Below are 12942 nucleotides of genomic sequence, written 5' to 3'. Positions count from 1 at the left end.
ACCGGCCCCTCGGTGAGGCTACTTGGCGGATGCTTTCCCCGAACCCGGAGGACCGGAACGCGGGGGATCGGAGAGCGGGGGAGGGGTCCAGCGGTTGGTGCGGGACGCAGTCGAGGTGACGCCGTACTCGGCCTTGAGCTGCTCCGGGATGGCGTACTGCATGACGCGGCCGCGGGTCAGGGAGCTGAGTTCCAGGTTGGTGGTCAGACCGCCGAGGCGGTCCAGTGCCCAAGCGGCCAGCGGTGAGTTGTCCTCAAGGCGTTCGAGGACGCCCAGCAGGACCGGGGCGGTCTGGATGGCGGAGTCCCAGGCCGGCGAGCGGGGTACGTCGAGCCAGTCGGCGGCCGTGTCACCGATGAGGTACCGGATCAGCGCGGAGACCACGGGGTCGAACACGGTGCCCGGGACGACCTCTTCGTAGAGGTCGATCAACTGGCGGGTCAGCCGGGCACCGTCCTCGGAGGGGCCCATGTGCCGGGTCATGTACAGATCGGAGAACTGCCGCGCGCTCTCCAGGTCGGCCGGCATGTGTTCGAGGCCGATGCCGAGCATCGATCCGACCACGCGCCAGGCGTAGTAGTACGACTGTGCGCCGTCGGCCGACATATGGATGCCGAGCCGGTGCAGGGCGTCCAGGACCTGGATGGAGAACATCATCTGGCCGCCGATCATGTCCTCAAGACAGATCGGCACACCCCGCTTCGCCACGTCCCAGCGGTTCTCGCGGCGCAGATGGTGGCGGATGGAGGCATGGAGCAGGCGGACCTTCTGCGCGGCCGGGATGAAGCGGCTGCCGGCTTCGAAGGCGTCGGGGCGCATCAGGTAGACGGTGAACTGGCCGGTCTCGGCCATCCGCCGGGAGGGATACGCCAGGGCGTGGGTGGCACTGAGGAGTTCGGCGATGTGCGGGACGACATAGCAGGCGGGCATCGCCGCGAAGGACAGCGCGGTGGAGATGTGCACGTTGTTGTCGATGAAGAACAGCCGGGCCTTCTCCATCTCGCCCCAGTCCACCCATGACGGGGGTGCGCTGGTGGCCCGCAGATACTCGCGGGCCACCTCCGGTAGTCCGTCGGGCAGGTCCTGGCCCGCCTCGGAGAACCAGCGCATGAGGGTGTTGAACTGACCGACCTCACCCCGTTCGAAGAGGGTGGCCACCGTTGCGTCCGCGAGCTCGTCACCCACCTCCCGCAGAGCGTCCATGGACTGGCTCGTGTATGGCACGGGCTTCTCTCCTCGCGTGGTCATGACTGACGAGTGACGGCTGAACCCACCAGACCGGTGAGCGCCGCGGCGGCGGGGGCCGACAGGTCCGCACGGTCGACCGCCGTGGTGGCGGCCCGCACACGGTCGGCGATCAGTTCCTCGATCCGCCCGACAGCTCCGGTGCGCCGCATGATCTCCCGTACCTGGTCGAGGCCCTCCTGACCGAGAGTGCGGCGGCCGAGCAGCCCGCGCAGCACCTTGCGCTCGGCGGCGGTGGCGGAGGTCCAGGTCACCGCCAGCAGAGTGGTGGGTTTGTGGCCCACGAGGTCGTCGGCGTTCGACTTGCCCGTCGCGCCGGGATCGCCGAAGATCCCGAGCAGGTCGTCGCGCAGCTGGAACGCTTCCCCCAGCGGAAGCCCGTAGGCGCTGAACACCTCGATCAGAGCCGCGCGGCCGCCGCCCAGACGCCCCCCGATGTGCAACGGGTGCTCCACGGTGTACTTGGCCGTCTTGTACCGGATGACCTGAAGCGAACTCTGGGCGTGCGGACGGGATCCGGTGCGCAGGATCTCCAGCACCTCGCCCGCCACGAGCTCACGGGCCAGGGCCGCCCACATCGGGCGCGCACGGGCCAGATACGCGGCGGGCAGGCCGCACGACGTGAACAGCTGCCCGGCCCACGACATCAGCAGATCCCCGGTCAGCATGGCCAGCGCCCGGCCACCGGCCTGACGCCCCGCACGGCCGGTGAGCGCCCCCTGCAGCGCGATGTGGGCGGCGGGGACTCCCCGCCGGACAGGACTGTTGTCGATGATGTCGTCGTGGACGACGGCGGCCGCATGGACCAGCTCCATGGCGGCCGCGGCCCTGACCATCTCGTCGCAGTCCGGCTGCCCCGCCGCCCGCCAGCCCCAGTAGCAGAAGGCGGCCCGCAGCCGCTTTCCGTCCGACGTGACCGCACGCAACTGGTCTGCGACAGGGGTCAGTTGCTCGTCGACAGCGATCAGCTCCAGGATCTCCTGGTCCACGAACGACGTGAGTTCCCTGTCGACCCGGGCCTTGAACGCATCGCGTTCGCGCCCGTCGTCAGTCATCGCTCGCATCGAGACGGAGGGCGGCACGGCGGGCCAGCAGCTCAAGATGGGGTTCCGGCACGGAGGTGTACCGCTGGACCGCCAGCCGGCCGCGTACCTTCAGGTCCTCCTCGCCGTCCTGCGCTATTTCGACAAGGTCGGACCGCCCCAGGATTGCCCGTACACCGCGCAGGGCCGACGCCGCACCACTCACTGCCAGATCGACGGCTCCGGCGACCAGATACGCCGCCTCCGCCCCACGGTCGGTACCTTTCGAAGCACTGTCGTCACCAGACACCAACGCGTCCTCTTCCCCACCCCAGCACCGGCCCGGGACCCGGCCGACGGCCCACACCATGTGGACCTCCAGGTTCCCGGTCCGGCCGAGCCACGGGGGGGCACACCGCTCCCCGACCACCTGATGGAGTGACCGATCGGGCGGAACGGGCCCGCATGTCCCCACGGCTGCTACGGCGGCCGGAGCCGACGGTGAAGCCGGGGTGCCCCAGCGGGCTCAGCGGACCAGCATGCCCCGTGAATAGATGCAGTCGGCACTCTTTCGGCACTGCTTCGGCACAGCCGCCGTCTAGCGTCGGGACGTACGGCTTCGGCAGCAGCGCCACGCTCGTACACACCCGAACCGGCGAAGCAGCGTCTGACGCGTCGATCCGTGGCAGGCGGGCCCTCAAGTCAGGACCAGTGCATGTCATCAACCGAGATCACGGTGGCGGTACACGGCGGCGACCCCTTGTCCCGGGCCGGCCTCATCAGCCACTTGGCACACCAGGACGGTGTAACGGTGCTCGTGCAGACCGGCTCCACCCCGGAGCAGCGCCCCGAGGACGTAGCCGTGGCCCTCCTGAACCAGATGGACGCGACGGCCTCCAAACAGCTGCGCAAGCTGGTCGTGGACCGCAAGCAGCGGGTCGTCCTCGTGGTGGACGAACTGGACGAGGCCCAGCTGGAGATGGTGCTGGAAGCCGGGGTGCCCGCCATCGTGTGGCGCCACCAGGCGACTGCCGAGCGGCTGGTCAAGGCCATCCGGGCGGTGGGCAGGGGCGAGGGCGAGGTACCCGGCGACCTGCTGCGCAGGCTTCTCGTCCAACTGGGGCGCACGCGCCGCGGTTCGGGTTCGGGACCCGGTCCCACCGTCAGCCCGACCGCCCGGGAGATCGCCGTCCTGAAGCTCGTGGCGAAGGGGATGGAGACCAGGGAGATCGCGGCGCACCTCTGCTACTCCGAGCGCACCGTCAAAGGCGTCCTGCACGACGTCATGGTCCGACTTCACCTGAAGAACCGGGCGCACGCTGTCGCCTTCGCCATGCGCGAGGGGTATCTCTAGAGCGGTGACAGCGGTGACAGCGGTGACAGCGGCGGCCTGCGGGGCCCGGGGGACGGACGCGTCAGCCCGGCCGCCCGCACAGCTTGTCGCGGAGCTGCTCCGCGTCGGGGTGGCCGAGCCGGGTCAGGATCGTCAGCGCCCTCTCCCACGCCTCGGCCGCGCCGGACCCGTTGCCCTGGGCGTCGAGGGCGTCGCCGATGTGGATCAGTGTGCCGGCCTGCAACGAGAGGTCGTTGACGCTCTCGTACGTGTGCAGGGCGCGCCGGAAGCTGTCGAGGGCGTCGGAGAACCGGCCCAGACCGTGCTGGGCGAACCCCAGGCTGTCCCAGGCCGCGGCTTCCCCGTTCATGTCGCCGATGCGGTGGTGCATGGTGATCGCCCGCCTGCACAGCAGGAGGGAGAGGTCGTGCCGGCCAAGGAGGCTGTACGTCCGTCCGGTCTCGTTGAAGACGCTGGCCTGGCCGCTGAGATGGCGGGTCGAGCGGTAGAGGGCGAGCGCCTGCTGATAGTGGTGCAGGGCGAGGTCGTGGTCGTCGCCGGCGTTGGCGCGGAGGGCGAGAAGACGGTGCGTGCGGGCCCGTCCGTCGTCCTCGCCCAGCTCCGTGAAGAGGGCGAGCGCCCGTCTCAGATGGAGTTGTGCCTCCTCCTCACCGGCGAGTCGTGCGTGGCCGAGACCGAGCGCGCAGTGGGCGTGGGCCTGACCGAGCCGGTCGCCGGTCCGTTCGGCCACGTCCAGCGCGATCCGCTGGATGCCGAGCTGGTCCTGCCGGCGCCCCCGCCGGTCGAGGTAGAGGTCGAGGGTCTGGGCCAGCTGCCAGGTGTGGAGCGGCAGGTCACCGCAGGCCGTCTGCTCCACCAGGAGCAGCAGCACGGGCAGCTCGGTGTCGAGCCAGGCGGCGGCCCGCTCCCGCTGTCCGATCGGTTCCAGCGTGGTGCCGGGCTGCGGCGGAGCCAGGTCGATGTGTTCGATCCGGTGCGGGTCGAGGGTCGTCGCGGTGGAGCGGGCGGAGTGCAGGTAGAAGTCGGCCATCCGGCGGCGTGCGGCGTGCCGGGCCGTCGCGTCGTCGCCGCGGGAGAGCTCGTCGGCGTAGGCGTGGACCAGGTCATGGAATCCGTAGCGGTGCGTTGCTGACCCGTTCAGCAGGTGCGCCCGGACCAGCTCAGCGAGCAGCTCCCCGGTCTTCCCGACCGGCAGACCGGCCAGATTCGCCGCCGCCAGCACGGAGAACGAGGGACCGGGGTGGACCGGGAGCAGCCGGAAGAGCTGTGCCGCCTCGGCGCTGAGGTTGTCGCAGGACCAGGAGAAGACCGAGCGGATGTCGGTTCTGGGGTCGGCGTCGGTGAGGGCGTCGAGGTTGATGCGGCGGCCGCCCAGCTCGGCAGCCACGGACGCCAGGGGGAGACCGGGGCGGGTGGCGGCGCGTGCGGCCACCACGGCCAGGGCCAGGGGGAGACTGCCGCACAGCCGGATGATCGTGTCCGTGGCCTGCGGCTCGTCCATGACGCGGCGCCCGCCGAGCCGCCGTACCAGCGCCTCCCTGGCCTCGTCCGCGGAGAGCGGGCCGAGGACGAGGGGATGGGCGCCCTCGGTGGCGACGAGACTCTGGAGGAAGCTCCGGCTCGTCACGATGACCAGGCTGTCGGACCCGCCCGGCAGCAGAGGGCGCACATGCTGCGGGGAACGGGCGTTGTCCAGGACGATCAGTATGCGCCGCTCGGCCAGCAGACTGCGGTAGAGGGCGGTCTGCTCGTCCACGCCGACCGGCACGCGCCACGCCGGGACGCCGAGTGCGTGCAGGAAGGACCGCAGGGCCTCACCCGCCGTGCTCACGAGATCGGCCGGGGCGAAACCCCGCAGATCGACGTACAGCTGACCGTCCGGGTAGCGGTGGGCGATCCGGTGGGCCACATGCAGGGCAAGGCTGGTCTTGCCGACGCCTGCCATCCCGCTGATCGCGCTGATCACCACCGATGCGGGGCGGCCCGCCCCGGGGACGTCGGGCACCAGCGCGAGGACGCTGTCGATCTCCGGCTGCCGGCCGGTGAACCCTCCGGTCAGCGCGGGGAGTTGATGGGGCCGGACCACCGGTACCGGCGTCGGCCGCGCCGCCGGTGCGCTCATGCTCACCCGGAGCCGGTCACGTCGCGCGCTGTCCACGAGGGGACCCGTGCGGGCACCCGGCACGCGAGCACTCGTGCGGGCACCCGGGCTCGTCCGGCCGCGGAGCACCTGCGCGTGGGCCTGGCGGAGCGCGGGCCCCGGGTCGATGCCCAACTGGTCGGCGAGCCGCCTCCGGACCTGGCGGTAGAGCTCCAGGGCCTCGGCCTGTCTGCCGGTGCGGGCCAGTACGGAGATCAGCCTCGCCTGGAGCTCCTCCTCCAGTGGGTTCTGTTCGGCCGCCTGCTGGAGGGGGATGCGCAGGCGCCCCGCGGCGTCCGCCTCCAGCGCGATGTCCGCGGCGGTCGTGACGGCGTCGAGATACTCGCGGTCGACCGCGGCGAACGCGGGCAGAGCCTGTACCCCGGCCGGGATTCCGGTCGCCACCTGGCCGCTTCGCAGCGCGAGCGCCTGGACCAGCAACTCCACCGCTGCCTCCGGCGCGCCCCCGGCGTACGCCTGGCGGGCGTTTGCAGTGAGTTCGCGAAAGCGCAGCAGGTCGAGTGATGAGGCATCGACCGGCAGCCGGTAGGTGGTGGAGCTGCGCAGGATCTCACTCCCCGTCCCCCCGTTCGGGGGGTCCCCTGCCAATGTCTTTCTGAGCCCGCCCACATGCCGGTGCACCACATTGGTCGCGCTCTTCGGCGGCTGCTCGCCCCAGAGGGCGTCCACGATCTCCGGCATGTCGACCGGGCGGCCCGCCCGTACCAGCAACAGGGCGAGGAGCGCGCGCTGTTTGGGTGGACCCAGCTCCAGCTCGTTGCTGTCGCGCCATGCCCTGAGCGGCCCTAACAGTTCGAATCTCACAGTCTGTGATTCTACGCATACACTCTCGCGAGCCGGTCGGTGATCGTTGGTGATGGCTGTTCCGCGAACACTCAACTCGCCGTCCGGGAAGCCGATTCCACCTCCCCGGCAGGCGCCCTGCCCACTTGCTCACGCCGTGAATCCGGCTGTTTGAAGCCGAATTGGCCGTGGGGGCGGCCGGATATGGTCCTCGTTGGGTAATGCTTTCGAGCCGACGCGCGACACGCCCGGAGACGTGAATCCGGAAGCTCCCCAAGATGTTTGCGACAGCTGTTTGCGATAGCGCATCGCCTGTGCGGGCCGGCCAAGCGTGCTCCGTGTGGGGCGAGGTGCGGGGTGCCCGGCCCTGCGGGCAAGGGCGTCCGGCAACACGTACCGGGCGCTGCCCGAAAGACCGACCAGTGGGACATGCCGCCCGGGCCGTCCACCGCACGAGACTCATGGTGGCGGGTTACTTGTTCCCCCGGTACGAACGAGAGGTGGCGCCCATGACGCTCCGTATCACCAAGAGGTTCGAGTTCTCCGCGAGCCATCAGCTCTCCGGCCTCGCGGAGGGACACCAGTGTTCCCGGCTGCACGGTCACAACTACGTGGTCGAGCTGGAACTCTCGGCGAAGAAAGCGGATCTGACGCCGACGGGTTTCGTGCGCGACTACGGCGACCTCGCGGCGTTCAAGCAGTGGATCGACAAGACCGTCGACCACCGTCACCTGAACGACATCGTCAAGGGGAACCCGACGGCCGAGCAGCTCGCCATGTGGCTCTACGACCAGTGGTCGGGTGATCTTCCGGAGCTGACCGCGGTGAGCGTCTCGGAGACCCCCAAGACCTGGGCCGAGTACCGCCCCGCTCCGGCCTCCTGACGGGCCTCGTGCGGGCAACTGCCGGAGACCGACGGTGAAGGAGGTGGTGCCCTGTGGAATCCGGACTCGTGGTGAACGAGATGTTCGGCCCCACTTGAGACTGTCCAGGGCGAAGGGCGTTCGCTCGGACGGAGGTGTGCGTTCCTGCGGCTCGGTGGCTGCAATCTGTCGTGCCGGTGGTGCGACACCCCGTACACCTGGGACTGGCAGGGGAAGAGCGATACGGGAATCGCCTACGACCCCAAGAAGGAACTGCACAGATCGGCCGTTCCCGACGTCGCGGAGACATTGCTGGCCTTCGGGGTCGGCCTCATCGTCGTCTCGGGCGGTGAACCACTCAGCCAGCAGGCCCGGCTGGTGCCGCTGATCGACATCCTGACCGGGCACGGCATCGAGATCGAATTCGAGACGAACGGGACCCGGGTGCCGGATCCGCGGCTCATCAGGGCCGGCGTGCGCTTCAACGTCTCGCCGAAGCTGTCCCACTCCGGTGACCCGGAGCGGGCCCGGATCGTCCCGACGGCCCTGCGGCGGTTCGCGACGCTTCCGGAGGCGACGTTCAAGTTCGTCTGCCGCACCGAGGCGGACCTCGACGAGGTCGCGGAGCTGGTCTCGGCCATGGGGATCACCTCGGTGTGGATCATGCCGGAAGGCCAGGACCCCCAGCACGTCAGCCGGCACATGCAGGATCTGGCCGCTTCGGTGATCGAGCGCGGCTGGAACATCACTACGCGGCTACACACCCTGTTGTGGGGTCAGAAAAGAGGCGTTTGACCGTGCCTGTGCATATGCGGACCTCTGGCGAACTCACCGGCCTCGACACCGTGACGGAAGAAGACCCGCTGATCGCTCTGGGCAGACAGCTGTTGAAGGAGATCGGGGAGGACCCCGACCGGGACGGACTGCGGGACACCCCCCAGCGCTTCGCCCGCTGGTGGCGCGAGTTCGTCGACTACGAACCGGGCTCGACCGGCACCGTGTTCGAGGCAGTGACGGCGAGCCAGCTGGTCGTGGTCTCCGACATCCAGGTGTGGTCGCTGTGCGAACACCACCTGCTTCCCTTCAACTGCTCCGTGACCATCGCCTACCGGCCGACGGGCCGGCTGCTCGGCCTGTCGAAGTTCGCCCGCGTCGCCCATCGGCACGCACACCGGCTCCAGGTGCAGGAGCGGCTCGTGACGGACATCGCCGAGGAGGTGGCCGACCTCACCGGCACACCGGACGTCGCCGTGCTCGGCAAGGGCGAGCATCTGTGCATGACGATGCGGGGCATCAAGGCCAGCGCCCTGATGACCTCCACGGCGTTCCTCGGTGTCTTCGGCACCGACACGACGCTGCGGGCCGAACTCATGTCCCTCGTGCGGCTCTGACCGTCTCCTTGGCCCACAGCGGTGCCGGTATCGCACACCGGCACCGCCCGGGTGCCGCTCCGCCGACACGGTCTTCAGGGCCGCCACCCTGCACCCCGGCCACCGGAGACCGGAGCGGGCTGACGGGCCGAGCACTCAGGCACCGTGAACCGAAGGAGGACCGCACATGACCGCACCGCCGACCGCCGCCTCGCTCGGCTGGGAGGACGGCGCCCTGATCGCTGTCGACCAGCGCACACTGCCCCACGTATGCCGGACGCTCCGGCTGACCACGGTCGACCAGGTGGTGGACGCCGTCCGGACTCTGGCGATCCGCGGTGCTCCGGCGATCGCGCTCGCCGGTGCCTTCGGCGTCGCGCTGTCCGCGGCTGCCCATGCCTCCCCGGCCGGGGAGGCATGGGCAGGTGGTGAGCGGGTCCGTGCGGACGCCGAACGCCTCGTGAGCACCGGACCCACCGCTGTCCACCTCGCGCGGGGCGTGCGGCGGGCTCTCGGCCGGCTCGGCGAAGGGCCCGGTGCCGTCCTGGCCGAGGCGCAGTCCATGCTGGACGAGTACGCCGCCACCAACCGCATGTTGACCCGCCGCGCGGCGGACCTCGTCGAGTCGCTGCTGCCCGAGAGGCCGTTGAGGATCCTGACGCACAGCGACACGGGCCGGTTCGCCACCGGCGCCGTCGGCACCGCGCTGGGCACCGTCCTCGAACTGGCCGCCCGCAGAAGGGTGGAGGAGGTCCTGGTCGGCGAGACCCGCCCTCTGCTGCAGGGGTCCCGGCTGACGGCCTGGGAACTGGGCGAGGCCGGGGTGCCGTACCGCGTCGTCGTCGACGCCGCCGTGCCCGCCCTGATGAGCCGCGCGATGGTGGACTGCGTCCTGGTGGGCGCGGACCGTATCGCCGTGAACGGCGACACAGCCAACAGGACCGGCACCTACGGGCTCGCCGTCGCCGCCGCCCACCACGACATCCCGTTCCTGGTGGTCGCGCTGGAGTGCACCTGGGACCCCGGCCTGCCCGACGGCGCGGGAATCGTCGTGGAGGAACGCGACGCCCAGGAGGTCACCCACTTCGAAGGGACCCTGGTCGCACCGCCCGGCGCCGCCGTGCACAATCCGGCGTTCGACGTGACGCCCGCCCCGCTGATCACCGCGTTGGTCTCGGAGAGCGCCACCCACTGGCCACGGCGCGACAAACCCCCGGCACGCCACACCGCCCGGGGGAAGGGAGCGGCAGCGCGGGACATCGAGGCACTTCTGACCATCGTGCCGGACCACCCCCTGCCGGGCCTCGCGGTGCGCGACATGGTCCGGCTCTACGCGGAACCCGGCATGCTGGGGCGACTGGCCGCACGCGTAGCCCGCGAATGCCACGGACCCATCGACCGCATCCTCGCCGTCGAAGCCCGGGGGTTCCTCCTCGGGGCCGCGCTCGCCGCCCGCACCGGCAGCCCCCTCACCCTGGCACGCAGAGCGGGCAGACTCCCCGGCCCCGTCCACGAGACCCCGAACGCGCTGACGTACGGCACGAGTCGGCTCCAGGTGCAGAAGGGAGCCCTGATCCCCGGCGAACGGGTGCTCTGCGTCGACGACGTGCTCGCCACCGGAGGCACCCTCCTGGCCGCCGCGCGGCTCGTCGCCATGAGCGGTGCACGGGTCCAGCAGTGCGTCGCGCTCGTCGAGTTGCGAGGCCTCGGCGGGCGCGAGCGGCTGGCCGGGCATCCGCTGCTGACCCTGTGCGAACTGACTGCGTGAAGGACGACCCCTGACCTGGACGGCGGTCGGACCCGGGTCAGTCCCTGCGGGCGTGCAGCAGGAACCAGTGACGGGCCAGATGCACGCCCCTGCTCTCCGACGCGCCGGATACGTAGGCGTCGAACAGCTTCCTGTCGCTGTCCCGGTCGTAGTCCTCGAAGATCGGCACCGACTCCAGGAACCTGCTCAGCTCGCCGGGGGAGTGGAAGTACTCGTCGTAGAAGAACGTCCGCTCCCGGACGACCGTGAACCCCGCCTGTTCCAGGCGTTCCCGTTCCTCCTGCACGACGGGCCGGCCCTCCCAGCGCCCGTACAACTGGCCGCGCCCGAAGACCGTCTTGAGCGGCCGCACGTCCTGCTCGCCGATGCCGAGATGGACCAGGGTGCCCCCGCTCGTCAGGACGCGCGCGAACTCCTCGGGGAACAGCGGGCCACGCCGCGAGGTGACGACGTCGAACGAGCCGTCGGCGAAACCCGTGCGGCTCGCGTCCCGCAGGGCGAGGGCGACCTGCCCGGCGCCACTCGCCTCCAGGTGCCCGGCCGCCGCCTCCAGCATGTCCGCCGAGAGGTCGATCGCCGTCACCTCCCCGAACCGGGGGGCGATCGACAGGAGGTTGCGGCCGTCCGCGCACCCGACGTCCAGCAGCCGTGCGCCGGGTCCGCCGGCGCCCACGGCGGCCCTGTCGAACCACTCCTCCGGGTCACCGTCGGGGAACACAGTCGTCCGCCTGGCACCGCTGGAGTAGCCGCCGAACTTGGTGGCCACCTTCGCGTAGAACTCAGGATCCATCGTTCAGGTTCCTTCCCTCAAGTGCCCAGGGGGCGGGCAGGAATCCATCCTGGCGACCGGCCCGGCCCCTGGCGACGGTCGACGGGCCGTTCCTCCCTCCCCGGCCGCTGAGCCGGGAGAACGCCCCCTTGCCCGTACGGACACGGTGTTCCGTACGGGCGGACCGCAGCCTGCCTGCGCGGCCGGGCGGGCGCCCGGCCGCAGGTCGGCCCACCAGCACCTCCACCAGGGGCTCGTGCGGACGGCACCATCCGGTGTGGCCCCCGCTCGGGGGACGGCGACCCACGGAGGAGATCCCGCATGACGCATGAGGCAGCCCCGGCAGTACTGCTCGTCGACCCGGTCCGCTACGGAGCGGGCTACAAGGACGCCGTCCGCGAACTGGGCTTCACCGTGCTGTCGGTCTACACGCTCGACTACAGCACCGGAACACCGGACCATGACGCGGGCGACGACGTGACCCTCTACGCCTCCGAACGTGCCGGCATCGTCAGCAAGGTCGAGGCCACGGGGCTCTCCGTCGTGGCGGTCGTCCCGGCCGTCGAGGGGTCCGTCTACGTGGCCGACCTGCTCTCCCAGGACCTGGGGGTGCCCGGCAACGACCACGGCCTCGCCTGGGCACGCAGGAACAAGGCGGCGATGAGGGCCCGCGCCGTCGAGGCCGGTGTGACGGTGCCCCGCTTCCAGCTCGTACGGAGCGTCGCCGAGCTCCCCGAAGCGGTCCGCGCCATCGGTTTCCCCGCCATCGTCAAACCCACCATGGGTTCGTGCTCGCAGGGCACCACCGTCGTCTCGGACGAGCCGTCCCTGAGCAGGCTCGCCGCGCTCGACACCCACGACTTCTTCGGGCAGCCGATCACCGAGTGGCTGGTGGAGGAGTACGTACGCGGCCGCGAGGTGGCCGTCAACTGCTACAGCGCGGACGGCGGGCACCGTGTGGTGGACATGTGGGAGTACCGCCAACCGGACGGCCGCGACTACGACTTCCCCGTCTGGGAGACCTTGCAGCTCGACGAGAGCCACCCCCAGTGGGAACGGCTCCAGAGCTACGTCCACCAGGTGCTCGACGCCTACGGTGTGGCGATCGGGCCCAGCCACACCGAGGTCAAGTTCAACCACGAAGGCGTCTACCTCATGGAGATCGGCGCCCGCCAACCCGGCGGCCCCGCCATGGAGTTGTGGTCGCGCTACAGCGAGGACATCCGCCCCTTCCGGGACTCCGTGGAGTGCTATCTCGGCCGGCGTCCCTCCCTGATGGACGCACGGCCCCGCTTCTCGGCGGCCCTGGGCTCACTCATCCTCCGCAATGACGACGCGCCGGGCCGGCTCGTCGCGGTGCACGGTCTGGACAAGCTCGCGGACGTGCCGGGCATCGACAAGCTCATGGTCGACTGCGCCCCCGGTGACCTGATCCCCACCACCAGGGACAGCACGGCCATCCCGCTCAGTGCCTACGTCGTCGGACCGGACCCGGCCACGGTCCTGGGCACGCTGGCCACCATCAGGTCGCTGGTCACCCTGGAGATCGACCGCGCCTCCGGGGCGAACTGACGTGATACCGCTGCCGCCCGGCACGCAGCACACGG

At 70.6% G+C, this 12942-nt stretch carries 11 protein-coding genes; 6 read left to right on the top strand and 5 right to left on the bottom strand.

The genetic code is table 11. The features are described from left to right. Positions 1 to 18 precede the first annotated feature (18 nt). Genes OG385_RS34320 through OG385_RS34310 form a run of 3 tightly spaced genes read right to left on the bottom strand, consistent with a single transcriptional unit; the run spans position 19 to position 2577 of the window. Positions 19 to 1224, bottom strand: a complete 1206-nt coding sequence (locus tag OG385_RS34320; protein ID WP_266861765.1) for an oxygenase MpaB family protein — start codon at positions 1222 to 1224, stop codon at positions 19 to 21. Positions 1225 to 1244: 20 nt separating this feature from the next. Next, positions 1245 to 2300 (bottom strand): polyprenyl synthetase family protein, encoded by a 1056-nt coding sequence (locus OG385_RS34315; RefSeq protein ID WP_266861763.1) that lies wholly within the window; start codon positions 2298 to 2300, stop codon positions 1245 to 1247. Beyond that, positions 2293 to 2577 carry a polyprenyl synthetase gene (locus OG385_RS34310; RefSeq protein WP_266861761.1) on the bottom strand — a complete coding sequence of 95 codons (285 nt, stop codon included), beginning with the start codon at positions 2575 to 2577 and terminating at the stop codon, positions 2293 to 2295. The genes OG385_RS34315 and OG385_RS34310 overlap by 8 nt, the downstream gene beginning before the upstream one ends. Positions 2578 to 2982: 405 nt before the next feature. Here OG385_RS34310 and OG385_RS34305 point away from each other — a divergent pair, with 405 nt between their 5' ends. Beyond that, positions 2983 to 3621 (top strand): response regulator transcription factor, encoded by a 639-nt coding sequence (locus OG385_RS34305; protein WP_266861760.1) that lies wholly within the window; start codon positions 2983 to 2985, stop codon positions 3619 to 3621. A gap of 61 nt (positions 3622 to 3682) precedes the next feature. Here OG385_RS34305 and OG385_RS34300 read toward each other — a convergent pair whose 3' ends face one another. Next, positions 3683 to 6586, bottom strand: a complete 2904-nt coding sequence (locus OG385_RS34300; protein ID WP_266861759.1) for a BTAD domain-containing putative transcriptional regulator — start codon at positions 6584 to 6586, stop codon at positions 3683 to 3685. A gap of 488 nt (positions 6587 to 7074) precedes the next feature. Between OG385_RS34300 and OG385_RS34295 the strand changes: the two genes are divergently transcribed. From OG385_RS34295 to mtnA, 4 genes are all read left to right on the top strand, one after another. Beyond that, positions 7075 to 7449: a 6-pyruvoyl tetrahydropterin synthase family protein gene (locus OG385_RS34295; protein ID WP_266861758.1), complete on the top strand. Its 375-nt coding sequence runs from the start codon at positions 7075 to 7077 to the stop codon at positions 7447 to 7449. 144 nt (positions 7450 to 7593) lie between these two features. After that, positions 7594 to 8223 carry a 7-carboxy-7-deazaguanine synthase QueE gene (locus tag OG385_RS34290; RefSeq protein ID WP_266862172.1) on the top strand — a complete coding sequence of 210 codons (630 nt, stop codon included), beginning with the start codon at positions 7594 to 7596 and terminating at the stop codon, positions 8221 to 8223. A 14-nt stretch (positions 8224 to 8237) separates the two neighbouring features. Beyond that, the gene (gene folE / locus OG385_RS34285) at positions 8238 to 8819 is read left to right on the top strand and encodes a GTP cyclohydrolase I (RefSeq protein ID WP_266861757.1); all 582 of its coding nucleotides are present in this window, start codon (positions 8238 to 8240) and stop codon (positions 8817 to 8819) included. A gap of 166 nt (positions 8820 to 8985) precedes the next feature. Then, positions 8986 to 10566: an S-methyl-5-thioribose-1-phosphate isomerase gene (gene mtnA / locus OG385_RS34280; protein WP_266861756.1), complete on the top strand. Its 1581-nt coding sequence runs from the start codon at positions 8986 to 8988 to the stop codon at positions 10564 to 10566. Positions 10567 to 10603: 37 nt separating this feature from the next. Here the strand turns inward: mtnA and OG385_RS34275 are convergent, their stop codons facing one another. After that, positions 10604 to 11356, bottom strand: coding sequence for a class I SAM-dependent methyltransferase (locus OG385_RS34275; RefSeq protein WP_266861755.1), 753 nt, complete (start codon positions 11354 to 11356; stop codon positions 10604 to 10606). A gap of 300 nt (positions 11357 to 11656) precedes the next feature. Here OG385_RS34275 and OG385_RS34270 point away from each other — a divergent pair, with 300 nt between their 5' ends. After that, complete coding sequence (locus OG385_RS34270) at positions 11657 to 12907, top strand: ATP-grasp domain-containing protein (protein WP_266861754.1); 1251 nt, start codon at positions 11657 to 11659, stop codon at positions 12905 to 12907. The last annotated feature ends 35 nt before the right edge of the window (positions 12908 to 12942 follow it).

It is taken from the genome of Streptomyces sp. NBC_01306 (assembly GCF_026340465.1).
GTDB lineage: Bacteria > Actinomycetota > Actinomycetes > Streptomycetales > Streptomycetaceae > Streptomyces.
This window is presented reverse-complemented; position numbering and strand designations above follow the sequence as displayed.

Bases quoted from the DNA above. Each gene is read 5' to 3' on its own strand.
- OG385_RS34270 (WP_266861754.1), top strand. From the start codon at position 11,657: ATGACGCATGAGGCAGCCCCGGCAGTACTGCTCGTCGACCCGGTCCGC.
- OG385_RS34305 (WP_266861760.1), top strand. From the start codon at position 2,983: ATGTCATCAACCGAGATCACGGTGGCGGTACACGGCGGCGACCCCTTG.
- folE (WP_266861757.1), top strand. From the start codon at position 8,238: ATGCGGACCTCTGGCGAACTCACCGGCCTCGACACCGTGACGGAAGAA.
- mtnA (WP_266861756.1), top strand. From the start codon at position 8,986: ATGACCGCACCGCCGACCGCCGCCTCGCTCGGCTGGGAGGACGGCGCC.
- OG385_RS34275 (WP_266861755.1), bottom strand. From the start codon at position 11,356: ATGGATCCTGAGTTCTACGCGAAGGTGGCCACCAAGTTCGGCGGCTAC.
- OG385_RS34295 (WP_266861758.1), top strand. From the start codon at position 7,075: ATGACGCTCCGTATCACCAAGAGGTTCGAGTTCTCCGCGAGCCATCAG.
- OG385_RS34315 (WP_266861763.1), bottom strand. From the start codon at position 2,300: ATGACTGACGACGGGCGCGAACGCGATGCGTTCAAGGCCCGGGTCGAC.